This window comes from Saccharolobus solfataricus (assembly GCF_900079115.1).
GTDB classification, from domain to species: Archaea; Thermoproteota; Thermoprotei_A; order Sulfolobales; family Sulfolobaceae; genus Saccharolobus; species Saccharolobus solfataricus.
Map to the genome: position 1 here is coordinate 165070 of NZ_LT549890.1, position 23480 is coordinate 188549.

The following is a 23480-nucleotide window of genomic DNA, read 5'->3' on the forward strand; positions in this document are numbered from 1 at the left end:
AATCATGTATCTCTGCCAGTTAGTCGCCTTCATTTAGTTAATTTCGTAGTAATCTTTAAAATAAAGTGAATTCACAATGGATAACTGAATCTCCCAACCTTGGAGCAGATGATATTAACTATAGATACTTAGAATAATAATACTACTCAAAAACAATGGTTATATCATTCTGAAAAGATATTTTCGCTCTATACAGTTTCTCATAAATAAAATTGCTGGATAGTCCAATACATGTAGGCAATGTGGTTTTAACCCTTTTCAACTACAATATTTTAGATATGATTCTATCTGATAGGGATTTGAAGTATTATTTAGAGAAGAGCTGGATAAAAATCCAGCCTTTAAGGGAGGATACGATAAGGGAAAATGGAGTTGATTTGAGAGTAGGTAATGAAATAGCTAGGTTCAAAAAAACGGATAAGATCTTTGATCCTGATAATCCTGATCCTTCGTTCTTCCAAACGGAGAAAGGAGAGGAGTTTATAATCCAACCTTATGAGCATGTACTACTAACGACTGAAGAATATATAGAGTTAAATAATGATGTAATGGCTTTCGTAAATCTAAGGTCAACATTTGCTAGATTAGGTTTATTTATCCCACCTACAATAGTCGATGCTGGATTTAAAGGACAAGTAACAATAGAAGTAGTGGGCTCATCTTTCCCTGTAAAATTAAAGAGAAGCACACGTTTTATTCACTTGATCTTTGCCAGAACGCTCACACCAGTTGAATATCCGTACCAAGGAAAATATCAAGGGCAAAAAGGCGTTACATTACCCAAATTTAACTCACAAATTTCCAGCTTTTACTATCAGCATCAAAGTATATAACACTATATTGCCTGAGTTTCTGGAATAATTTGTATTCTTGTTTTGTCAGATATTTTTGAACTTCTATCTCATCTGAAGTAGAAATATTGGCAATTTTCTTCTTAAATTCCTCATAGAAATTAGAATCTATCGCTATCCTCTCTGGATCCGTTGTTATTACTATTGCTCCCTGAGTTTCTAATTTGTCAAAAAATGCATCTGGATTGTTTAACTTCAGTTCAGACTCGTATATCACTCCTTGTTCCCTTAGTATATCTATTGCAGTCTTCTTATGTTGAGGTTCAGATTTCACATTGATAGATTTGGATTCGAAGCTCTTTTTCTGTTTTTTATTAATATCTTTCATATTGTCTTTACTTTCGCCTAATTTTTCCTCTAATATTTCTATTCTTTCCGTTAACATAGCTACTTTCTGTTTAATTTCGTCAATTTGAGAAGTAAAAGGATTAATCATGTCTTGCATCTTTTTTTCTATTCTGGATACAACTTGCGCATTATCTACTTGAGTCCCGTGAGGATAAGATGAAGAGAAAAGAAGTGATTTAACAAAATCACTTAATAAAACGAAACCTTCTCTTCTCGCTCGTTCTTCTAACTCCTTATACTCCTCATCTGTTAGCTTTATTGAAATTATCCTCATTACTCTCTACTATACTATTTAGTAGATACTGTGATAAAAGAGTTTTAGCTTATCTTTTGCTTCTCTAAAATTGCATTTATAAAGTTCTCCTCGTAGGGTACTCCTATAAATTCTATAGATTCATTTATAGCTATAGCTGGTACTGACATTACTTGATATTTCTCCGCAATATCTTGATTTTCATAAGCTTCTATCACTTCAGATATAACATTGCACTTCCCTGCTCTGCAAGCCTCAAAAGCAACCATATGCGCCATTAACGCTGCATATGGACAGTATGGACAAGATGGTGTGACTACCGTTTCTATCTTTACCTTACCATTCAGTTTAGATTTTATAGCTTCTACGGTTTCTTGACTTAGACCACTTTCACCTTGTGAAAGCCTTACTATAGTCTCAACTAATGCTCTTATTTCCTCACCTAAAGGAGCTCCAGTCCATCTAATATACCCATTATAAAATGCCACAGTAGGAACTCTTTCCACGTTAAACTCTTCGAAAATTTTTCTGCTATTTTCATTTGCTCTATCCACTATATGAACCTTTAATAAACTACCATTACTATCTTTTGGTGCAGCACTAGCCATGAATTCCAGAAATTTAGTAGTAACACCGCAATATTGGCAATTAGAGTCTGTATTGTCTACGAAAACATAAACATCTACTGGATTTTTCATATCTTTTAATGCGTCTTGTAACGCATTCTTAACTTCATCACTAAATAGTTCGGCATATTCTTGTTCCATTCTTTAACACCGTATATACAACATCTCACTGCTAGCATAAAAAAGTATTTCTGAACTTTTTATCTAAATCTCGTTCGTCCTACTTTATAATTATTATGTTTTTTAAGTATTTATTTAGGAATAAAGAGTTTTATTTCCAAGAGTTACCGTATGTACGTCATTATAAAAGTCAGTCCTCTTAGCTGATAATACCTTCATAAATTATTTATTAATTCATTTAGCTTACATTTAATATCGCTAGGCTTTATTACAATAATATCACTTCCATTTGGTTTAGTTTCTTTAAATATTATTCCATGAAATCTTTTAATTCTAACAGAGCTATCTAACCAACAATCTGGTTCTAAAGAAGCCTTAATGCAAGTTTCCGCTAGGAACGTTTCTTCATCCCAGCAATATTCCATAGGAACTTGAGGTAATAAAAGGCCGCTGTGGAGAATCCCTTTCTCAACTATTAAACCATCTTCCCCAACTTTTATAATCTTGGGTAAATCCCACCTATCTTTTACCTTTATTTCTTCTGGTTTTGTTAACACTGTAACCTCGATAATTATATTCGCTAATTCATCTTCTTGCAGCGGATTAAATCTTGGATCTGAAAAAGCGGCAGCTTTGGCTGCAGACGCAGCTATCTGCTTCAAAGGAGCAACTGCCTCAACATAGCCTATACAGCCTCTTAAAGAACTCGTATTATACGCAATTTTCTCTAGCGTCACAAAGGCTAGACCTTTTTTATCTAAAATGGGATTATCGTACTTACTCAAATCCAACTTGTCTAACTTGAATTCTTCCTTAATGGATTTTCTAGCTATTTCTATTAGTAACCGTCCTATCTCTTCGTTTAACTCCTGTATCTGTACCAGTTCCTCTTGAATCATTTTTAGTTTCCAATTTTACTAACTCAGAATTAGCTTTAATTATTATCTCTTCAATTGTTCTCCAATGCCTACCTTTCCAATATTCTTTCTTACATTTAGGGCATAACCACATACTTTCAGACAGTTTACTCAAAACTGAGTTACATTGAGGACATCTAGTGGCGTTTATATTTACAGATAAATCTATTTTAGACCTAAGTGCGATAAAAGCTAAATCTTGTATTATGTTGGAATCTGGTGAAAGTAGGATACAATTTAATCCTCTTTTTAGAGAACGATAGTAAATACCCCTATCTCTAGTTATAATTATTCTTTTTTGAGTCTCAGCAATCTTCAGAATCTTCCAGTCTTCGAAATCATTGCTATAGAGTGTATCATAACCCATTATTCTCAGCCATCTCGCAATCTTACCAAGCATACTATCTACGACGAATTTTTGTGTTAGCATTGTTCTCATCTCAACCCAAGATTATAGATTAATAATAAACTAACAAACCATGAAGAAAGATATATCCCAGCACCTTTGCCAAAGATATTTCTTGCCTTTCTTTCTCTAAATAAGAAAAGTGAAATCATAGCTGAGAATACATACAAGGAGATTACTACTGCAAGTACATAAATTGATGAATAAAATAGTGTTGAGATAGCTCCAGCTATAACTCCCACAATGCCTCGCATAATTAATATTTTATCTTCTACTTCCACATTTCTAATGAATGAGTTCTCAGAATATAAAATTACAGAGAAAAAACAGTATGACTTACTTTGATTTAATAGCGTGGATTACAGAAAATAAGAAAGCGATAGAGGGATGTATAATAGATAACGTTTTCTTGATACAAAATACTCAAAATACATATATTTTAAAGTTACATTGCAGTGGAAGAGACCAAGAATTAATAATAGAACCAAGTAAACGAATAAATATAACAAAATACAATTATCCAAAAATTTCTTCAACAAAAATAACCGAATTAAGAAGATTAATTAGAGGAGATATAATTACGAATATGTATGTATTGAACAAGGAAAGAATATTAATCCTAAAACTCAAAAGGGATGATAAAAAGGTAATAGTAGAACTACTACCTAGAGGAGTTTTGGTAATAGCAGATAAAGATGGTAAAATCTTGTTTGCGAGTGAATATAAAGAGTTTAAAGATAGACTCATAAGAATAGGGGAGATATATAAACCTCCACCTTCAATTGAACCTAATATAGATGAAATAGAAAAATTGATTAAGAAAGGAAACATAGCGAAAGGTTTAGGAATCCCACAAGAAGTAGCAAACTATCTTAGCTTACAAGACTCTACACCAGATATTAACGTAATAAGGGAAAAGATAAGAAATTTAGAGATTTCAATAATTAATGGAGAGATAAAACCATGTCTCGTAGAAGATACAACTGTAGTACCTTTTTATCTTGACGGATGCAAAGAATATCAAAGATTTAATGATGCAATAGACGATTATTTCTACACTATAACTCAAAAAGAGCTATCTGAAAAAACTTCCAAAAAAATCTCAGAAGAGAAGCAGAAGATTATAGCCACAATTAAGCAAATAGAGGATAGTATAAAGGATTATGAAGACAAAGAAAATAACTATAGACAACTAGGCAATTTTATACTTTCAAAGGCATACGAAATAGACCAGTTGTTGTTAAATAATAGAGCAAAAAGTAAAAAGGTAAAGCTTAATGTAGATGGAGTTGAAATTGAATTAGATACCTCACTCTCAGCTACTAAAAACGCAATGAGATTTTTTGATGAAGCTAAGGAATATAAGAGAAAAATAGAAAGAGCCCTTAAAAGTTTAGAAGAACTAAAAGAAAAACTGGCTAAAATAGAGAAACAAGAAATAGAGAAACAAAACGAGATAAAACTAACGCTAAGGAAAAAGGAATGGTATGAGAAATATAGATGGAGTATTTCAAGAAGCGGATATTTAATAATTTTAGGAAGAGATGCAAGTCAAAATGAAAGTATAGTTAAAAAATACCTAAGGGACAAAGATATATTCTTGCATGCGGATATTATAGGCGCTCCAGCCACAATCATCATAACACAAGATAATAAGACAATCTCTGAAGAAGATATCTATGATGCAGCAGTTATGGCTGCGAGCTACTCAAAGGCTTGGAAAGTAGGTTTAGCATCTGTTGACATATTTTGGGTTTTAGGCAATCAAGTCTCTAAATCACCGCCAAGTGGAGAATACTTGAATAAAGGTTCATTCATGATTTATGGAAAAAAGAATTTCATAAAAAACGTCAAACTACAATTAGCAATAGGCCTTATACTAAGTGAAAACGGTGTATCAGTAATAGTGGGAAGTGAGGAAACCATTTCGGCTAAGACTAAATACTATGTTGTCATAGCTCCAGGTGATGATGATAAAGAGAGAATAACCCAAAAAATTATAAAAGTGTTTAGTAGAGCTTTACCAGAAATAAACGGATTGAACGCATTAAAAACAGAGATTGAAGATAAAATTCCGGGAAAGAGCAAGATAGTTAAGACAAGTATAACATATAATAGTTAAAACTAATATAAAATAAGAATGAGACTTTCACTAGCGGAGAAAGCATCACTAGTGAGACCTTTCGACTATATATTATTAAAAACGATATATGGTCTTAGGGATAAAAGTGAATTTGTTAGTTTTAATGCCTTAAAAAAGAGATTAGATATTAAAGACGATGAAGAACTAAAGATATCACTAAAGAAATTATCTGAGTTAAAACTTATTTCTAAAAAGCCAACAGATTTATCTTTCAAATTAACATTTTCTGGTCTGGATATTTTGGGAATAAAACTGCTATATGTGAATAAAATCTTGAATAGATTAGCAGAGATAATAGGGATAGGAAAAGAAAGCTTAGTATATTATGGGTATGATTTCAACGATAACAAAATAATAGTTAAATTTCATCGAGTAGGCACGGATAGTTATAAGAAAGTTAAATTTAGAAAAAGCCAAGAAAAGAAAAGTTGGCTTTCAATTACCGTTGAAAATGCTAAAAGAGAGTTTGAAGCTCTTACATGTTTAAGCAATGAGGGAGGCTATGTCCCTAAGCCACTAGGAGTGGAATATAACGCCGTAGCAATGGAATATATCGATGGGATAGAGCTTTACAAAATACCAGTTACTAATATGGATCTAAACTTAGATGAAATCCTTGAAAAAATTTTACAAACCATGAGAATAGCTTACACTATTTGTCACATAACACATGGAGATTTAAGCCCGTATAATGTACTTATAGATAAAAACGGAAATCCTTATCTTATTGACTGGCCTCAAGCGACAAAATCTGAGGAAAGATTAGAAAAGGATCTATCAAATCTTATAATATTTTTTAGAAAAAAGGGAATAGATGTAGATACTCGTAAGATTTTCGATTATGTAAGAGGGGTATCATGAAAATAATGGGAATTGATATAGAGGCGATGGAAAGCCCATCCTCTAAGTCACAGCCATTATATTCAGTTATTATTATTGACGAGAACGAAAAAATAGTCTATAAGGCGGAAAACGTAAGTTTAAGTAGAGTTATTAGGTTATGTTGGGAATACAGCATTGATATACTAGCGACTGACAATATTTACGAACTAGGAGAAAGTGATAAAGAGATTATTAATATCGTGAAATTATTGCCGCCAAATACTAACATAGTTCAAGTTACATATCATAATGGAGAATTTAAGCAAATAAAGGAATTGGCTAGGGAAATAGGATACGAAGTGCAAGGAAAATTATCCCCGCAAAAAACTGCATATTTAGATGCATTATTAGCTTTAAAAGGATTTGGAACCAGTATAAAAATTGAAGAAAAACGTACTAAAATAGTAGTGTCAAGGGGAAGAGCATTAGGCCCTGGTGGAATGAGCCAAAATAGATATAAGAGATATATAAGGGGAACCCTTCTCAGAGTAGCTAAGGAGATAAAGGAAAAACTTGATATGAAAGGATTTGATTATGATATGATAGTAAGGAGATCAAGAGCAGGTATTGAGGGAGCCGTATTCATAGTTTATACTCCCAGAGAGAGACTCTACGGAATTATAAGAAAAATGAAAGGTCATGACGTAGTAGTAGATATTAAGCCAATATATAAAAATAGGATTGAATTTAAAGACAAAAGAACTGAAAGGAGATTAATTGTTGGAATAGACCCTGGTATAGAAGTTGGTCTATCAATAATTGATATCTACGGTAAACCAATTTTATTGTTATCAAGAAGAAATATTGATAGAGACGAAATTGTAACCTTGATCTCTAAAGAGGGGAAAGCAATAATAGTAGCGACAGATGTTAATCCACTACCAGACACTGTAAAAAAGATCGCTAGTAAATTTAACGCCAAAATATTCATCCCGGAAAAAAGTCTAAGTATAGATGAAAAACAAAGACTTATTGACGAGTACTCTAAGTTACATAAGCTAAAAATAGATAATCCTCACATTAGAGACTCTTTAGCTGCAGCTCTAAAGGCATATAATGAAATTGAGAACAAATTAAGACAAATTGAGAGTTTCATCAGTAGATTAGATATTGATATAATGGATGAAAATCGTATATACGATTGCGTAATATTTGGTAATACGGTATCTGAATGCGTAGAAAAGGAAATTGAAAAAATCATAGGAAAAGATGATTACAGGAAAATCGAGGAGATACAAAAGGAAAACGATACAACTAAAAATACAAATAAACTAACTAAGTTAGAAGAGGAAAATAGAGAGCTAAAATCAGAACTAATACGTTATAAAAGGATAATTTATAATCTCATCAATGAAAGAGATTCATTAATAAGGAAAATTGATGATATTAAACTACAGATTAATAAGGAAATAGAGAGAGACAGGAAAATTTACGAACTAAATCTAAACCTACAGAATGCGTACAAGGTAATAAGTCAACTTGAGAATAAATTAAATTATAATGAGAAACAAATTGAGAAACTAAGGGAAGTGCTATATAAACTGTTAAATGGAAAGGCAATAGTAGTTAAGAAGGATAGTAGAGTTGGCGATATAGCATTTGATGGAAATAACATCTATATTGGAGAGGAAAAAGTTAACAATGAGATAGCGGAATACGCAGATAAGGAGATTATAATATTAGATAAACAGCTCTTGAACGATCTGGAAGTATTACGTAAAGAACTACAAATAGAAAGGTCTAAGAATATTGATATAAAAAGAATAATTGACGAGTATAGAAATAAAAGGTTAAAAGAGAGTAGCTTTCCCTTCTAATATTAGTTCAGTTAATTTATTGAAGGAACTTAACATTTCATCTACAATCCCGCTTATTTCATTTTTAGTCTCATCAGTAAGTTTGCCATCATAAGTAATTACATCAACATTAGCTATTAAAGGATCGTCTATTGGTCTCCCTATTTGCCCTAGAACTTGAACTTGCGAGAATTTCACATCCTTTACTTCTTGAGCTATTTTATTAGCTATAAGATTAGCTAAGACATTATATAGTTTACCAACATGATTAACGGGATTCTTTCCAGCAGTAGCTTCTAATGACATAGGCCTCATTGGTGTTATTAGCCCAACACCTCTATTTCCTCTCCCTGTCATTCCATCGTCACCATGTTCAGCAGAAGTACCAGTTACGGTTAAATAAAGTATATTCTTATCTATTTTATCTCCAGTATTAACATAAACTCTTACATTGTAGCCTGGAGCTATCTTTGATGCGAGATCTAGAATTTGATTCCTTACTTGTTCTTTTACGTTAATATAGTGGTTAACGTCTTCTATTAGTTCGCTAATTGTTGCCATCGCTATCGTAAGGTCTACCTCATTCCCTCTTCTTAACCCCATTACTTTGATATCTTCTCCTACTTCGGGTAGTTTGGCTTTGAATTGCTTTGAGTTCAAATGCCTCTCCGTTTCATAAACCAGTTTTTCTAATTTAGTTAATGGAGCAAAACCTACTCCAAAACTAGTATCATTAGATAGTGGAACTCTCTTGCTTGCCTCAAATATACCCACTAAATCACTTGAACCTTTGCCTATCTTATAGTCAACTATAACATGCCTTTCCGCATCGAGATATCTAAAGTTATTTCTGATCCACTCTTTTACGCTCTCTATAATGATAGTACCTACGGGGATTTGGTCTATCCCGCTTTCTGTTTTTACCTCAGTCGTAGCTCTGCCCGCAACTATGATATATATTGGTTGTATTATATCTCCACCTTTAAAACGAGGTGTAGCTTGTCCTCCAACCACCAATGTCTTATCTAAATTATGATGTAAAATCACACCATATTTTTTAAGATAATACAAGGAAAGCTTTCTGCTAGCTTCTTCAGCAACTGCATCCGCAATATAATCTGGATGACCTAATCCTTTTCTCTCTACTAGTTCTACTTGAAGTTTCTCTATATCTGAAAGGGGATTTAATTGCACATTTATATTTCTCATTATAGGTTCCTCAAACAAGTACTAATTTAAATTTTATTTCTCACTATTCATAACTGTCTCATAGTCAACACTAATAAATAGTATATTACTACCTCTTATAAGTACCCTACCGTATTTTGCTACTGGTTCAGAAGTACCTTCCCTAATTTCAGTACAATCTCTTAATACTAAATTCATAGTTCCGTCAGTTTGTTCTAATTTTCCAATGTACTCTGAGCCATCCTTAAGTTTTACCAGCACGATTCTATTTATTGCCGTTCTTAAACTCTTCAACGGATTTTCTACTTTTGCTTGCACAATATCTTCCCCCTATTTTCTAATTTAAATTTTATCTTCTAAGCTTTAACTTGATAGAATATATGCATTATTGTTTATTAGAGTTAGCAATTAGAAGCTAATATTTATGGAGCTAATAATTGATGATCCAGAAAAAATCTACGAAATTTCTAAGGCGTTATCTACAATGACTAGAATAAATATACTACAACTAGTCTCTATAACGCCGATGAGCATATCAGAGCTCACCGAAAAACTTAATATGAGTAAGGGAAACATAAGTTCTCATATTTCTGAGCTTGAAAATCTAGGTCTAGTTGAAGTTGAGTACCAGAATGGAATAAAAGGTATAAAAAAGATTATAAAAGCTAAATATGATAAAATTATAATAGTTTTAAAGACTAGCAACAGCTCTAATGAACCCTAAATATATCGGAGATGGATTCGTTGGCCTACTCTTGAATTCTGGATGAGCTTGGGTAGCTACGAAGAACTTATTAGATGGCAATTCTATAATTTCAACCAATCCATTTTCACTGATACCAGAAACTACTAATCCTGCATCTTCTAGTATATCTACATATTTAGGATTTACTTCATATCTATGCCTATGCCTTTCATATACGACCTTTTTACCATATAGTTGATAGGCAATCGTTCCTTCTTTTAATATAATCTTCTGAGCCCCTAGTCTCATAGTCCCTCCAAGTTGAGTTACATTTTTTTGTTCGTCTAGCAGTGTGATAACCGGATCTTTAGTATTTGGATTAATTTCAGTTGAATTGGCTTCACTCAGACCTAAAACATCTCTAGCAAATTCAACAATAGATAATTGAAAACCGAAGCATATACCCAAGAATGGTATATTATGTTCTCTAGCGTACTTTATAGCCTTAATTTTACCTTCAGCTCCTCTACTTCCAAATCCAGGTAAAACTATTATTCCATTTACATTTCCTAAGATCTCATTTAAATTCTTGGTATCACTTTCTAGATCAGTTGATTCTATCCATATAAGTTTAGGCCTTACTCCTATATAGGCTGAAGCATGATAAATTGCTTCCTTGATACTAATATAACTATCCTTTAGTTTTGTATATTTTCCAACTAATGCGATATTAATAGTCTTTTTGCTATTAATTCCTTTTATATTATTGACAAAGCTTATCCAATCTGTCAAGTCTACTTGTCTATCCTCTAATTTAAGCCTACTAAGTATCTTAGAAACCAATTTCTGGCTTTCTAGGATAATGGGCACTTCATAAGATGTTTCTACATCGTAGCTAGAAACTATATGATCTACCTTAACGTTAGTAAACAGAGCAATTTTACGTCTGGTTTCATCATCTAAGGGCAGTGTTGCTCTACCTACAATGAAATCTGGTTGTATTCCAATTCTTCTTAATTCTTGTACACTATGCTGCAATGGTTTCGTTTTCAGTTCTCCAGTTACAGACAAATATTCTACTAAAGCTATATGCACAAAAATAACATTATCCTCACCTTCTTCTAGTTTAAGTTGCCTAACAGCTTCTAGGAATGGTAAGCTTTCTATATCACCTACCGTGCCACCTATTTCTACTAAGGTAATTTCTGCGTTATTTATCTTACTCGCATATCTTATCATATCCTTTATCTGATCCGTAACGTGGGGAATAATTTGTACGGTTTGACCTAGATATTTACCTTCTCTTTCCTTTTTTATAACCTCGAAATATACCTTGCCTGCTGTTATATTATTGTACTTTGTCATATTAACATCCATAAATCTCTCATAATGACCTAAATCTAAATCTGTCTCGGCCCCATCCTCAGTTACAAATACTTCACCATGCATATAAGGATTCATTGTACCTGCATCGACATTAATATATGGATCTATTTTTACTGCAGTTACATTATATCCTCTTCTTTTGAGTAGCATGCCAATAGAGGCAACTAACGTACCTTTACCAACACTTGACAAAACTCCACCTGTAACGACTATGTACTTGTTTGGCACTAATATCCACAGTAATTTGCCTTTACTGCTATAAAATAAAAAGTCACTGTCAATTACTTTAAGTACTTTTAAAGCACATATTTACCTTAAATGAGAGAGGTACTACTTGAAAAACTTCGTACTGAAAAATTTTTACAGATAGCTTTAGATTTTATAGATATCAATGATGCAATAAAAGTGGTTAATGAAGTCAAAGATCTAGAAAATGAAATCATTGAAATAGGAACACCACTACTAAAATCATTCGGGATAGAAGGAATAAGAAAAATAAAATCATTAGTTCCAGATAAAATAATTGTAGCTGATACTAAAACTGCAGATGCAGGAGATGTTGAGGTTGAAATAGCTAAACTAGGCGGAGCTCATATAATGACGGTTTTAGGAATAATGGATGATTCAACTATTTATTCAGCTGTAAAAAAAGCTAGGGAATTAGATATACTAGTCCAAGCTGACTTAATTAATGTTAAAAACGTATATGAAAGATCAAAGGAGCTTAAGCAATTAGGAGTAGATATTATAGGTTTCCATGTTGGTTTAGATGTACAAAAGAGTAGAGGCATAAGTGTAGCTGATTTAAAGAATGAGATACGAAAGGTGTCTGAGCTAAACTTAATAATATCAATAGCTGGAGGCTTAAATAAAGATAGAATTTTAGAACTCATAGATCTGCCAGTAAGCATATATGTAGTAGGAGGAGCGATAACTAGAAGTAAAGAGCCTAAGAACGTATCTAAAGAGATAGTTAACATATTAAAGGGTAGATAATAAGTATATATGGGGTTTAAATTTGTCACAACCAGGTCAACAGAAGTCTAAGGATGTAAAGATGGTATCTAAACAAGTTATAAGTACGAATATAATAAACGAGGATAAAAGAAAATTACAGTTATTGTATATAATAAGACAAATAGGAAAATTAACCGAAAAATCAATAATAATGCTGTTGTACGAATTGAAACAAAAAGGTATTGATCTAGGATATCAATTCAATGTAATAGGAAATAACGTATTCAGTTTAATGGCAAAAGAGGATCTAACTTCGCTCTTATATCTAGGGCTGGTAGAAAATGACCCCGTAACTAAGAAGATAAGCATTTCGAATAACGGTATAGAGATATTAGATAAAACTCAAATAGACGACGACTTCAAAAATAAACTAGCTCAAGCTCTAAATGAAATAAAAACAAAAATACTCGCTTATGACGAAGAATATAACTTGAAGATAAAAAACGAGATGAAATTAAGAAGGAGGTAATTTAAAAATTTTTAAATCGTGGATAATGGACCTCTTCTTTCTCTTTCTGGATGCTCTTCAGTTACAGGTCTTGTCCATATTAATGGATCTAGCTTACCTTCTTTGCTCATTTTCGATATCATTTCCCTAAATTGGCTCGTATGTCTAATATCTAACTCTAATAGTCTCTGAAGCAATTCCCAACTGGTATTCTTTACATCCTCTAACATCTCTCTAGGCATATGCTTTATAACCATTGGATCTTGTAGCCATTGATCAAAGGCCTTTAATGTTCTCATCATATGCTGGAATGCAGTTCTAGATGCTAATATTAAGTCCAATCTATCCATGTCCTCAGTCTTCTCCTTTTTCTCCATATCTTTTAAAGTCGTCAATAAATTCTTTTGCAACTTTATCCATTCATCTAAATTTCCTATAAATGAACTTTCCATCGCTTACACCATATTATACACTCGTTAAACAAATTAATAAGCTCATTTTAAACGAAAAGGAACACCATTAGTTAGTATGGACTTCGGAATCTTGTCTTTATATTTCTCCAAAAATTTAATGTCGTCCTCTTCTTTTCTCAGTTTATCTGGTAACATTCTTGGAATTTCGTCAATTATTGGATACCATCTATTACAAGATTCACAATAAAGCATACCTTCTTCTATTTCATGCCTAATACATTCCTCACAAGGAGGTAGAGAATCTAAATCCTTAGTAAACGCAGATTTATATGTACAATATAATTCACACAAAGGTTTCTTATCTTCTTGGCTCAATTTTCTATCTATTTCCCTTTCTGAGAAAACTAAAAGTTTAAGCGGAAAGTGTTTACACATAGGGCACGCAAGCAAATCCATAAGCCTATATTTCATACTAGTTCACTCACTAACTTTTCCAATTCTTTAGCTAATTCTTTAGATTTATTCTCATCTTTTGCCTCAACTAGTATTCTTATTATCGGCTCCGTACCACTTTTCCTAACCAAGAGCCAGAAATCACTACCTATAATCTTAACACCATCTATTGTAACAGTATTCCCGTAATTTCCGTACTTATTCATTACTTCATCATAAATCTTCTTTATATCACTCTTTTCCGTAACTCTAACTTTCGTTTTTACCAAATAATAAACGGGGAGTCTATTAAATAGCTCAGCAGAACTTTCGTTCTCAGATGCCATCATATCCAGCATTAAGGCGAACGACATTGCGCCATCTCTTACCGTCTGATGAGGGGGATACATGAACCCACCATTTTCCTCAAATCCAGCTACTCCTTTTTCTTTAAATAACATATGCGCAATATCTATGCTACCTACCTTAGTCCACTTAACCTCTATATTATACTTTTTCAGATACTCCTCAACCAAGCTAGAGCTAGAAACTGCAGTAAATATGCGTCTAGGTAAATTTGGAGCTTTAACCGAGGCCCAATATGATAATAGAGTACCGCTCCTATCACCCCATTGGACCCTACCCATGGAATCTATAAAAATTGCCCTATCTGCATCACCATCATGAGCCACTGCTAAATCAACTCCTAATTGTTTAGCAACTTTTGCGGATTCGGTAAGGCTCTCGAAAGTAGGTTCAGGAGTTCTAGCTGAAAATAAAGGATCTAAATTCCCATTAATAGTAAAAACTTTACATCCCAACTCCCTTGCAACAATGGGCGTTACTAATGTACCTACACTATTAGCAGGATCTATGAGAACTTTATACTTTTTACTCTTAATTTTTTCAGTATCAACATGAGAGAGAATACCTCTTAAATAAGTCTCAATAACCTTGTCTTCTCTTTTCACATCGTTTACTAAACCATTCCACTCTACCACATGAAACCTGCTATTAAAGTATATATCTTCTATCTTATCCTCATCTTCTCTAGATATCTCAATACCGTGTGGAGAAAGGACTTTGATACCATTATATTCAGCTGGATTATGACTGGCAGTTATTATAACACCACCGTCATATCCTAAAGCCTTCACACCATATTGGAAAGCTGGAGTAGGAGCCATCCCTGCTTCATAAACCAGTACACCACTACTTAACAATCCACTCTCAACAGCTTTAAGTAGCATATCTCCTCCTGCTCTTACATCCCTACCTATTAGAATTCTAGCACCTTTACCAAAATATGTTCCTATAGCTTTTCCAATCTTTAACGCAAACTCTGGTTGTAATTCAGTATTGGTAACTCCTCTTATTCCATCAGTTCCAAACAACTTACCCATATACTACTATAAATGCCATGAAATATAAAAATAAGCCTATATAGGTCACTATGATCAAAAGAAGGGCTCGGGCCGGGATTTGAACCCGGGACTTCCGGGTCCACAGCCCGGCGCTCTTCCAGGCTGAGCTACCCGAGCCAGCCGCTATTGTATATCATTATCTAATTCATTTTAAACTCTTCTTTTTATCATCTTCTTAATTGCTCCTTTACTATATCCAATATCTTTCTCGCTATTACCGTCTTAAAATTCTTTGGTATTTTCCTTACATCACCATTCTTATCTATAACTATAACCTCATTATATTCAGACGAAAATCCTATATCCTTTCTTCTCACATTATTAGCTACGATTAAATCAAACCCGTGTCTCCTCATTTTGATTTTAGCTTTCTCAATCAGCTCTTCATCAGAATTTACAGTCTCTGCGGAAAAACCTACTAGCAATACATTATACTTCCTAATGTATTCAGAAATTTTCGGTGTTCTTTCTAATTCAACTTTAGGTATTTCTGTATGACTGTCTATTTTAGTGTCAGATTTATTTTTAAACTTGTAATCAGCAGGCGCTCCAGCTAAAATTACAACATTAAACTTACCATTTTCTATACTTTTTACAACTTCATTTAGCATCTCCTCAGTTGTCTCTACATACACTATATCCTTAACATAAGGTTCTATCTTAGAACTTATAGGTCCACAAATAACTCTAACTTTAGCTCCTCTGAAATACGCCTCATTCGCAATAGATATACCCATAGTTCCGCTACTTGGATTTGAAATAAATCTAACAGAATCTAAATACTCACGTGTAGGCCCAGCAGTAGCTAATATATTAAACCCAGATAAGTCTTTCCCTCTTAAAACATATGAGGTTATTCTACTGGTTAAGTATTCTAACTTAGGATAGTGTGCTAAATCTCCAACTATCTCTGGTTCTATTACCTCTACTCCTATCCTTTTTAACCTATCTGCTGCATCTGCAACTTGAGGTGAAATATACATTTGTAAATGCATTGAAGGAACTATAATTAAGGGCTTTTTCATCCCAACGAAATTCAGCGCAGTAGCCGTTATTGGTGTATCAGCTATTCCATAAGCTATCTTTACCATAGTATTTGCAGTAGATGGAGCTACGATCATTACGTCATTGTCTTCTGCCAATGAAACATGCTCTAAGTCACCAGTAAGCTTAGTAACTACATTATTTCCAGTAGCCCACTTAAACATCTCTGGGGAAATTAGCTTGGCAGCGTCTTTACTTATAATGACACTCACTTCTGCACCGTTCCTCATTAAACTTCTGGCTAAATCTAATGACTTATATATTGCGACGCTCCCAGTTACTGCTAATAGTATCTTCTTATCAGCTAGTTCATTACTTATGCTCCCAATTATCTTCTTTGAAGGATGCGTCATGTATGTGTGCATATATATTAACTACATTATATAAAGATATTGATATGGAGCTCGCTGAAAAAGATAAAGGAAGAGATTTCACACTAAGAAACGCAAGAATGGATGATATAGACCAAATAATAAAAATAAATAGGCTAACATTACCTGAAAATTATCCATATTATTTTTTTGTTGAACACTTAAAGGAATATGGCCTAGCATTTTTCGTAGCTATAGTTGATAATAGCGTAGTAGGATACATAATGCCTAGAATAGAATGGGGATTCAGCAACATTAAACAATTACCCTCGTTAGTCAGAAAAGGACATGTGGTTTCAATAGCAGTATTAGAAGAATATAGAAGAAAAGGAATAGCTACTACATTATTAGAAGCCTCGATGAAGAGCATGAAAAATGACTATAATGCTGAGGAAATATATTTAGAAGTAAGAGTCAGTAATTATCCCGCAATAGCCCTATATGAGAAACTGAACTTTAAAAAAGTTAAAGTACTAAAAGGTTATTATGCTGATGGGGAAGACGCATATCTTATGGCAAGACCACTCTAGCCAGTTTTACTTCGCCTTGTTCGGGATAATATTCACCATAATACCCCATACTGAAATTACCAATAGATATCACTCTGGTATTATTTATATAATACTCTTTCTGAACCTCGGAATGCGCATGCAAAAGAATCCTAGGCTGATTAGATAATACCTTAGCTAGAACCTCTTGAGAACCAACTCTAACACCATTTATAATTCCAGTAATTGAGCCTTTCGGAGGATAGTGTGAAATAACGATATCTGTAGAGAAGTCTGAAGAGATATTTAAATACTTATTGAGATATTTACCAGTGCTCTTCAAGTATTTTAGTACTGAAACATCCTCCATATCCCCAGTTATACCTATAAACCCTCTTATAAACTGAGGACACTCTATATCCCCTAACCCCACGAAAAGATCAGCATCGAGCTCGTTTACAAAATTTATAAGATCTAAATTACACTGAAAACCCGCTATGAGGATTACCTTTCTTACCATACCACTCATCTAGATAATATATAGCCAACGCTGAGGCTATAAGATCGGCTGTTGACCCTGGATTAAAATTGTTGTTAATCAGATACTTATTAAGCCATTCTAACTCATTAGAAGATGGGCAATCGCCAGAGAAAACTAACCTAGCAACCTTAGATGCTTCTAATGCAGCGTGAGCTCCATACTTCTTATAAATTAAAGTATCCGGGTAGTTTGAAAGTATGTATAAAAACGCTCTTTGCACATCTCTTTCAAGTCCACATAAACCTTCCTTTATAACTTTATATGCAGCAAAAGTTATCGAATAATCATTAACCATATTAAGTGCTACTATATCATATTTCGATGAAAACTCCATAAGCGTAAAAAAATCAATATTCTCTATTTCTCTATAATCCATTGAACTTAATTTACCTAAATATTTCAAATTTAACTCCTTTAATGCATCGAGAAACCATCTAGTCTCGAGAGCTCCTAAACTCCTTAGAAGTTTAGCAGCCTTTTTCCTCAATTCAAAAACATTATTAATCTTAGCAGCCTCATATGCGAAGGGCGCAATTAAAAGATAAGTACCAAACAACTGGTATTCGAATCCAAATTTATTAGAACGAGTTACCAATTCTACTAACGTATCATAAATTCTACTAATCCCTCTAAATCCCCTTATGCATAATTCTTTATAATACGTAGAAGAAATTAATGCACTTTTCACTATATCAATGTATTTCACATTTACAAGATCTTGGGATCTACTTGCATTACCGGGTTTAAAAATATAAGATTCTATTATTGAGGCTTGAGATAAAATGTAAGAGACATCATTACAAAGGTCTAATAAACCCTCTAACATCTTTGTCACCGATAATTACAACGTTCTCCTTCTCACAGCTCATTAATAAACCCTCAACCTCAACTTGTCTCTTTCCAAATAAAGCTGATGAAAAAATACCCTCATAACTCACTATCTTAGAAACATTATATTCATTATTATCTAAAACGTATGCAACAGAAGGATAAATTAAAGCTTCGTAATCCCCCGAAATATGAGCTTTAAATTTTACCTTACCTATTTTTTTACAAATATCGTTACAATATCTCCAAGGTTTATCATCGGCAAAAAGTACAGAGATCTTTATACCCCTATATATCCCTCGTCTCCTATTATCATACAGTAAACTTGAGAAATTTATACCGTAATTCTCATTAGCCTCGATAATCCATTCAGAATCTTTTTCAAATCCATCAAAAGATTCAATGAAATCTAATGCACTCTTACGCCCATATATTATTATATCAATATCAGAATTGCTGTGATAATTACCTAGTAAAATAGATCCAGTAACACCTATATCGTTAACTCTTACATATTCTTCTATAAAACTGATAAGAGCATAAATTATACTATCACTGACACTCTTCTTTAATATCTCTCGTAATCTTTCTTCAGGCTTTAAATGTCTAGAAATATTAGATAGAAGAACTATAGGAAAAGATGCATCATAGCAACTCTCAAAATTAAACCGTTGATTAATCTTGATTAGATTATGAACACCATACTTCTTAAATATCCTCTCATATCCATTCCAAATACCTTTGCCGGTATAAACATATTTTAAATAGGCAAAAACATAACCAGGGGGATTATAATTGGTTAAAACAGTATACACGTTACCCTCTTTATCAATTATAATGTCTCTATCCAAGAAATAATCTCGTCCCATTCTTTCAACCTCACAAACGAGATTGGAGTCCCACTACTATCCAACATACTAATATAATGACGTAGAAGCCCACCAGAATACGCATTAGCGATAAATGCCGCACCGACTGCTGCTTCCTTAAACTTAAAATCATATTTCTTACCAATCTCCAAATAGTTCTTATTATATCCAGATACTATAATCGGCAACTTATACTTATCACTATACCATTCCACTATAATTCTGGTAAGCTCTAAATTCCTACCAACATTATAAACAGTTGACTTATCTATCCTAGAATATTTATGAAGAAGATAAGCTATTTCTCCATCTAAACCAGATAAATAGGTTCCGCCATAACCATCAACTATCTTACCGTTAATAACGATAACAATTGCAGTAAATCTTCTTCCCATTTCAACTAGAATAAAATTATCTAGTTTAAGATAAACCCTATAGAAAAATGTAGAAGCAACCTTATCTGCAGTGCCCTTATCAATAACATTTACCTTCCTATCATTAGGTAGACTATTTAGTTCAATAACTGAGGGAATCGTAAAAGAATTATAAAAAGACAAATATTGTTTTGAAGCTAGTAAGAAATCTCTTAAAGGGCCATGAGATAATGGATCTTTTAACGTAAGGATAAATATTTCTCGATTGTTAATATTTCTAATATTGTAGAAAGGTAGACCATGACCAGAAGGCAAAGCCACTGCCATAGGTCTATAATCGGCTATTAGTTTGGCTAAAAATATAGAGCTTTTCTCTACTAGATCTGTACATATTTCAAAATATTTGATCAAATTCCCTAGTTCATCAACAAAGGCGAAAGCATAAGTCTCACTACCTGGATCGATACCAACATAAATCATCAGTGGCTGCCTCGCCATATCATTATTTCAAAACGGCTTTTCGTCATCATCAAAATCAGATAGTACAACACAGATATATAAAGTATAGTATTCATTCTAACTCCTTCCTCGCTTTAAAATCTTTCACCCTCATTCTTCATAAATATAATAAAGATATGTACAAGGTTCACAATTTAAATACGCCGCGGCCGGGATTTGAACCCGGGTCAGGGGCTCGACAGGCCCCCATCCTAGACCACTAGACTACCGCGGCAACTTTACGTATGCATGAGTATCTACTAATAACTTACTTAAAAAGCCTTCGCTTGCTAAAATCCTCCAATATCACATAAGACGAGAAATAATATGGTAGCGGGGCCTGGATTTGAACCAGGGACCTCGGGGTTTCCCAACGCGTGCTTTAAAGAGTATATGAGCCCCGCGGCCTTACCAGGCTAGCCCACCCCGCTACTTTACCCCGCTATCTAAGATATACTCTATAGTACCTTTAAAGTTATTGTTATCATTCACTAAAATAACCATGCATCTTCTAGCGTTAACTAGAGAACTTATAGTTAGATTTTAGAGTTTATGGCCTAACCTACTATATAGCCCAAGCTTTACTCCACTTCTCATACATTCATTGAGAACCTTATTATTTATGAATAAAATTACTCAATACAATAACAAGAGTCAGATCATTAATGTAAATTTTTTATATAAATTTAAATAGCGCCGGGGGCGGGATTTGAACCCGCGCGGGGAAACCCCCACTGGCTCTCCAGGCCAGCCCCTTAGTCCGCTCGGGCACCCCGGCACTCTACTATATTATAGAAGAGTAAAAAGATTTATATCAATTGTATCTCAATGTAAACGTCCTCGGGTACTCTCACTCGCATTAGCTGTCTCATCACACGTTCATCTGCTGCAATATCTATTAATCTTTTATGTACCCTCATTTCCCATTTTTCCCACTTTTTCCTTCCTTCTCCATGAGGAAGTCTCATAATCGGAACTTCTAGTTTGCTAGTTGGCAATGGAATTGGACCTCTCATTTCTATCCCTGTTTTCTCAACGATACCCCTTATTTGCGTTATAACATAATTTAAATTCTCAACGTTAGTACTCCATAATCGAATTCTAGCTTTTGTAGGCATAAAATCACCAATAAAAAATTAAAATTATTTAATTTCTACTTTGGCTGGTTTTACATCAACAATTATTCCTACTCCAACAGTCTTACCCATATCCCTCATCGCGAATCTGCCTAGTGGTGGGAACTCATTATACTTCTCTACGCATAGTGGCTTAATTGGTTTGAATTTGACTATCGCTACATCTCCTTGTTTCAAGAACTGTGGATTCTTTTCTGCTTCTTGACCAGTTCTTGGATCTAGTTTTGATACTAATTCTGAAACTCTGCATGCCACACTCGCAGTATGAACGTGAATCACTGGTGTATAGCCATTTGCCAAGGCCGTAGGATGCCATACTACTATTATTCTTGCAGTGAATTCATCAGCAACAGTAGGTGGATTATTCGGATGACCTACAACATCTCCTCTTTTTATATCTTTCTTTTCAACACCTCTAACGTTAAATCCAATATTGTCACCTGGCTCCGCTTTATCCATCTTAGTGTGGTGAGTTTCTATTGACCTAACTTCACCTACTTTGCCTGCTGGCATGAATACTATCTTATCACCTACCTTTAACACTCCGCTTTCTACTCTACCTACCGGTACAGTACCTACTCCAGAGATTGAGTAGACGTCTTGAATTGGAATTCTTAATGGTTTATCTACTGGTTTTGGTGGTAATTCTAACTGATCTAAATATTCTTCTAAGGTAGGACCGTTATACCATTTCATATTTTCTGATCTATGAGTTATGTTATCGCCTGCAGGTGCAACTACTGGTACAAATCTAACCTTATTTGTATTAAATCCATAACTTCTCATAAATTTACTGACTTGGTCAACAATCTCCTTATAACGTTTTTCATCATATGGTGGCTCTGTTAAGTCCATTTTGTTTACTGCAACTATTAATTGATCTAAACCCATGGTCTTGGCTAGAATTATATGCTCTCTTGTTTGTCCTTCTACGCTCATTCCAGCTTCATATTCACCCTTCTTAGCTGAAACCACTAGAATTGCGGCATCTGCTTGGCTAGCACCAGTTATCATGTTCTTTACGAAGTCTCTATGACCGGGAGCATCAATTATTGTAAAGAAGTACTTTTTAGTTTCAAATCTCATGAATGTTAGATTTATTGTTACACCTCTTTCTCTTTCTTCTTTTAGTCTATCTAGTAGAAATGCGAACTTTTCAGATTCTTTACCTAATTTTTTAGCAGCTTCTTCTGCTTCCTTCACTGTTTTTTCATCTATGAAACCTCTATCCATTAGTAGTCTTCCCACTAGTGTGCTTTTACCATGATCGATATGACCTATTACTATTAAATTAAGGTGAGGCTTTTGAGACATTTATAACACTCTCTTAACCGATATAGTGATAGAGTTAATAAAAGTTTACCTTGAACTTAAGGCTATTCTTTCTATCTCTTCTTTTCTTTTAATTGCAAAACTCTTAGAGTCATTGTTTGCTGCAGCAATTATTTCTTCTGCTAAAACTTCCTCAATAGGTTTTGGATTATTGAACGATGCATCCTTAGCACCGGTAGCTATATGCCTTAAGGCTAAGTCTATTCTTCTTTGTGGAGATACGTCTACTGCGACGTAATACACTATACCACCGTACATAATTCTAGTAACTTCTTCTCTAGGTGCGCTATTCTCTATGGCTCTAACTAATACTTGGATTGGGTTTTGACCAGTCTTTAAATAAATTATGTCGAATGCTAATTTAACAATATTATATGCTAAGTGTTTTTTTCCTTTATTTCTACCAGGTCTCATTATTTGATTTATTAGCCTTTCAACTATTGGAACTTTAGCCTTACCAAATCTCCTATGTTCATGCCTACCCCCAGTGTGTGGCAAATAAACTGGCATTAGAGAAATGTACTTCTTTAAGCTAGGATCTCTGATTTCAACTTTAGTATCCCACTTACCAAACACTTTGATGTCTAATTGTAAGTTCTCTAAGGACATCTATTTGTTACCTCTTAATGGTATCTATGATTTGGATATTTAAATTTATGATACA

27 protein-coding genes and 4 tRNA genes are annotated in these 23480 nt (G+C 33.7%); 8 read left to right on the forward strand and 23 right to left on the reverse strand.

Annotated features, from left to right (window positions below; all coding sequences use genetic code 11):
- Positions 1-278 precede the first annotated feature (278 nt).
- Positions 279-833 carry a dCTP deaminase gene (gene dcd, locus SSOP1_RS00945; protein WP_029552540.1) on the forward strand — a complete coding sequence of 185 codons (555 nt, stop codon included), beginning with the start codon at positions 279-281 and terminating at the stop codon, positions 831-833.
- On the opposite strand, the gene SSOP1_RS00950 is transcribed toward dcd, so the two are convergent.
- The 5 genes from SSOP1_RS00950 to SSOP1_RS00970 form a co-directional block, all read right to left on the reverse strand.
- A complete protein-coding gene (locus tag SSOP1_RS00950) occupies positions 787-1473 on the reverse strand; it encodes a coiled-coil domain-containing protein (RefSeq protein WP_009990429.1) in 687 nt (228 codons plus the stop codon). The genes dcd and SSOP1_RS00950 overlap by 47 nt on opposite strands.
- Before the next feature lie 44 nt (positions 1474-1517).
- Positions 1518-2219, reverse strand: a complete 702-nt coding sequence (gene pdo / locus SSOP1_RS00955) for a protein disulfide oxidoreductase (protein WP_009990430.1) — start codon at positions 2217-2219, stop codon at positions 1518-1520.
- 194 nt (positions 2220-2413) lie between these two features.
- Positions 2414-3097, reverse strand: coding sequence for an AmmeMemoRadiSam system protein A (gene amrA / locus SSOP1_RS00960; RefSeq protein WP_009990431.1), 684 nt, complete (start codon positions 3095-3097; stop codon positions 2414-2416).
- Entirely contained in the window at positions 3024-3554 is a 531-nt protein-coding gene (locus tag SSOP1_RS00965) for a Mut7-C RNAse domain-containing protein (protein WP_009990432.1), read from the reverse strand. The genes amrA and SSOP1_RS00965 overlap by 74 nt, the downstream gene beginning before the upstream one ends.
- Positions 3551-3802 carry a hypothetical protein gene (locus tag SSOP1_RS00970; RefSeq protein ID WP_009990433.1) on the reverse strand — a complete coding sequence of 84 codons (252 nt, stop codon included), beginning with the start codon at positions 3800-3802 and terminating at the stop codon, positions 3551-3553. Before SSOP1_RS00970 ends, SSOP1_RS00965 begins: the two co-directional genes overlap by 4 nt.
- Before the next feature lie 11 nt (positions 3803-3813).
- Here SSOP1_RS00970 and rqcH point away from each other — a divergent pair, with 11 nt between their 5' ends.
- From rqcH to SSOP1_RS00985, 3 genes are read left to right on the forward strand one after another with little or no spacing between them, the layout of a single operon-like run.
- A complete protein-coding gene (rqcH, locus tag SSOP1_RS00975) occupies positions 3814-5643 on the forward strand; it encodes a ribosome rescue protein RqcH (RefSeq protein ID WP_010922912.1) in 1830 nt (609 codons plus the stop codon).
- An 18-nt stretch (positions 5644-5661) separates the two neighbouring features.
- Positions 5662-6525, forward strand: a complete 864-nt coding sequence (locus tag SSOP1_RS00980; protein ID WP_009990436.1) for an RIO1 family regulatory kinase/ATPase domain-containing protein — start codon at positions 5662-5664, stop codon at positions 6523-6525.
- Entirely contained in the window at positions 6522-8363 is a 1842-nt protein-coding gene (locus SSOP1_RS00985) for a DUF460 domain-containing protein (protein ID WP_009990437.1), read from the forward strand. The genes SSOP1_RS00980 and SSOP1_RS00985 overlap by 4 nt, the downstream gene beginning before the upstream one ends.
- Here SSOP1_RS00985 and SSOP1_RS00990 read toward each other — a convergent pair.
- Together SSOP1_RS00990 and SSOP1_RS00995 are read right to left on the reverse strand one after the other, a co-directional pair.
- Entirely contained in the window at positions 8337-9551 is a 1215-nt protein-coding gene (locus tag SSOP1_RS00990; protein WP_009990439.1) for a methionine adenosyltransferase, read from the reverse strand. The genes SSOP1_RS00985 and SSOP1_RS00990 overlap by 27 nt on opposite strands.
- Before the next feature lie 33 nt (positions 9552-9584).
- Entirely contained in the window at positions 9585-9848 is a 264-nt protein-coding gene (locus SSOP1_RS00995; protein ID WP_009990440.1) for a U6 snRNA-associated Sm-like protein LSm6, read from the reverse strand.
- 106 nt (positions 9849-9954) lie between these two features.
- Here SSOP1_RS00995 and SSOP1_RS01000 point away from each other — a divergent pair, with 106 nt between their 5' ends.
- Positions 9955-10254, forward strand: a complete 300-nt coding sequence (locus tag SSOP1_RS01000) for an ArsR/SmtB family transcription factor (RefSeq protein ID WP_009990442.1) — start codon at positions 9955-9957, stop codon at positions 10252-10254.
- Here the strand turns inward: SSOP1_RS01000 and pyrG are convergent.
- Positions 10222-11829 (reverse strand): CTP synthase, encoded by a 1608-nt coding sequence (gene pyrG, locus SSOP1_RS01005; RefSeq protein ID WP_009990444.1) that lies wholly within the window; start codon positions 11827-11829, stop codon positions 10222-10224. The genes SSOP1_RS01000 and pyrG overlap by 33 nt on opposite strands.
- 90 nt (positions 11830-11919) lie before the next feature.
- Between pyrG and SSOP1_RS01010 the strand changes: the two genes are divergently transcribed.
- Both SSOP1_RS01010 and SSOP1_RS01015 read left to right on the forward strand, forming a co-directional pair.
- Positions 11920-12597 (forward strand): orotidine 5'-phosphate decarboxylase / HUMPS family protein, encoded by a 678-nt coding sequence (locus SSOP1_RS01010; protein ID WP_009990446.1) that lies wholly within the window; start codon positions 11920-11922, stop codon positions 12595-12597.
- A 22-nt stretch (positions 12598-12619) separates the two neighbouring features.
- Complete coding sequence (locus SSOP1_RS01015) at positions 12620-13087, forward strand: DUF1411 domain-containing protein (protein ID WP_009990448.1); 468 nt, start codon at positions 12620-12622, stop codon at positions 13085-13087.
- Between the two features lie 11 nt (positions 13088-13098).
- Here SSOP1_RS01015 and SSOP1_RS01020 read toward each other — a convergent pair whose 3' ends face one another.
- The 5 genes from SSOP1_RS01020 to coaBC form a co-directional block, all read right to left on the reverse strand.
- Complete coding sequence (locus SSOP1_RS01020; protein ID WP_009990449.1) at positions 13099-13518, reverse strand: DUF2153 domain-containing protein; 420 nt, start codon at positions 13516-13518, stop codon at positions 13099-13101.
- Between the two features lie 42 nt (positions 13519-13560).
- Positions 13561-13950 carry a Trm112 family protein gene (locus SSOP1_RS01025; RefSeq protein ID WP_009990451.1) on the reverse strand — a complete coding sequence of 130 codons (390 nt, stop codon included), beginning with the start codon at positions 13948-13950 and terminating at the stop codon, positions 13561-13563.
- Complete coding sequence (gene glmM, locus SSOP1_RS01030; protein WP_009990453.1) at positions 13947-15314, reverse strand: phosphoglucosamine mutase; 1368 nt, start codon at positions 15312-15314, stop codon at positions 13947-13949. The genes SSOP1_RS01025 and glmM overlap by 4 nt, the downstream gene beginning before the upstream one ends.
- Before the next feature lie 64 nt (positions 15315-15378).
- Positions 15379-15452: transfer RNA gene (locus SSOP1_RS01035), tRNA-His, on the reverse strand.
- A gap of 50 nt (positions 15453-15502) precedes the next feature.
- Positions 15503-16744, reverse strand: a complete 1242-nt coding sequence (gene coaBC, locus SSOP1_RS01040) for a bifunctional phosphopantothenoylcysteine decarboxylase/phosphopantothenate--cysteine ligase CoaBC (RefSeq protein WP_009990456.1) — start codon at positions 16742-16744, stop codon at positions 15503-15505.
- Positions 16745-16776: 32 nt separating this feature from the next.
- On the opposite strand from coaBC, the gene rimI reads away from it, so the two are divergent.
- A complete protein-coding gene (rimI, locus tag SSOP1_RS01045; RefSeq protein ID WP_173645072.1) occupies positions 16777-17280 on the forward strand; it encodes a ribosomal protein S18-alanine N-acetyltransferase in 504 nt (167 codons plus the stop codon).
- Here the strand turns inward: rimI and SSOP1_RS01050 are convergent.
- The 10 genes from SSOP1_RS01050 to SSOP1_RS01095 form a co-directional block, all read right to left on the reverse strand.
- Entirely contained in the window at positions 17261-17767 is a 507-nt protein-coding gene (locus SSOP1_RS01050; protein WP_009990458.1) for a metallophosphoesterase family protein, read from the reverse strand. The two genes, rimI and SSOP1_RS01050, sit on opposite strands and share 20 nt — an antisense overlap.
- The gene (locus SSOP1_RS01055; RefSeq protein ID WP_009990460.1) at positions 17718-18605 is read right to left on the reverse strand and encodes a triphosphoribosyl-dephospho-CoA synthase; all 888 of its coding nucleotides are present in this window, start codon (positions 18603-18605) and stop codon (positions 17718-17720) included. The genes SSOP1_RS01050 and SSOP1_RS01055 overlap by 50 nt, the downstream gene beginning before the upstream one ends.
- On the reverse strand, positions 18577-19476 hold the full coding sequence (locus tag SSOP1_RS01060) for a nucleotidyltransferase (RefSeq protein ID WP_009990462.1): 900 nt from the start codon (positions 19474-19476) through the stop codon (positions 18577-18579). The genes SSOP1_RS01055 and SSOP1_RS01060 overlap by 29 nt, the downstream gene beginning before the upstream one ends.
- Positions 19440-20330: a DUF1464 family protein gene (locus SSOP1_RS01065; RefSeq protein WP_014511509.1), complete on the reverse strand. Its 891-nt coding sequence runs from the start codon at positions 20328-20330 to the stop codon at positions 19440-19442. Before SSOP1_RS01065 ends, SSOP1_RS01060 begins: the two co-directional genes overlap by 37 nt.
- Before the next feature lie 180 nt (positions 20331-20510).
- Positions 20511-20583, reverse strand: a tRNA-Asp gene (locus SSOP1_RS01070).
- Between the two features lie 93 nt (positions 20584-20676).
- A tRNA-Met gene (locus SSOP1_RS01075) sits at positions 20677-20779 on the reverse strand.
- 263 nt (positions 20780-21042) lie between these two features.
- Positions 21043-21126 (reverse strand) — tRNA-Ser (locus SSOP1_RS01080).
- Positions 21127-21157: 31 nt separating this feature from the next.
- Positions 21158-21466, reverse strand: coding sequence for a 30S ribosomal protein S10 (rpsJ, locus tag SSOP1_RS01085; RefSeq protein ID WP_009990464.1), 309 nt, complete (start codon positions 21464-21466; stop codon positions 21158-21160).
- Positions 21467-21490: 24 nt separating this feature from the next.
- On the reverse strand, positions 21491-22798 hold the full coding sequence (tuf, locus tag SSOP1_RS01090; RefSeq protein WP_010922916.1) for a translation elongation factor EF-1 subunit alpha: 1308 nt from the start codon (positions 22796-22798) through the stop codon (positions 21491-21493).
- A 45-nt stretch (positions 22799-22843) separates the two neighbouring features.
- Complete coding sequence (locus SSOP1_RS01095; RefSeq protein ID WP_009990466.1) at positions 22844-23425, reverse strand: 30S ribosomal protein S7; 582 nt, start codon at positions 23423-23425, stop codon at positions 22844-22846.
- Positions 23426-23480: the final 55 nt, after the last annotated feature.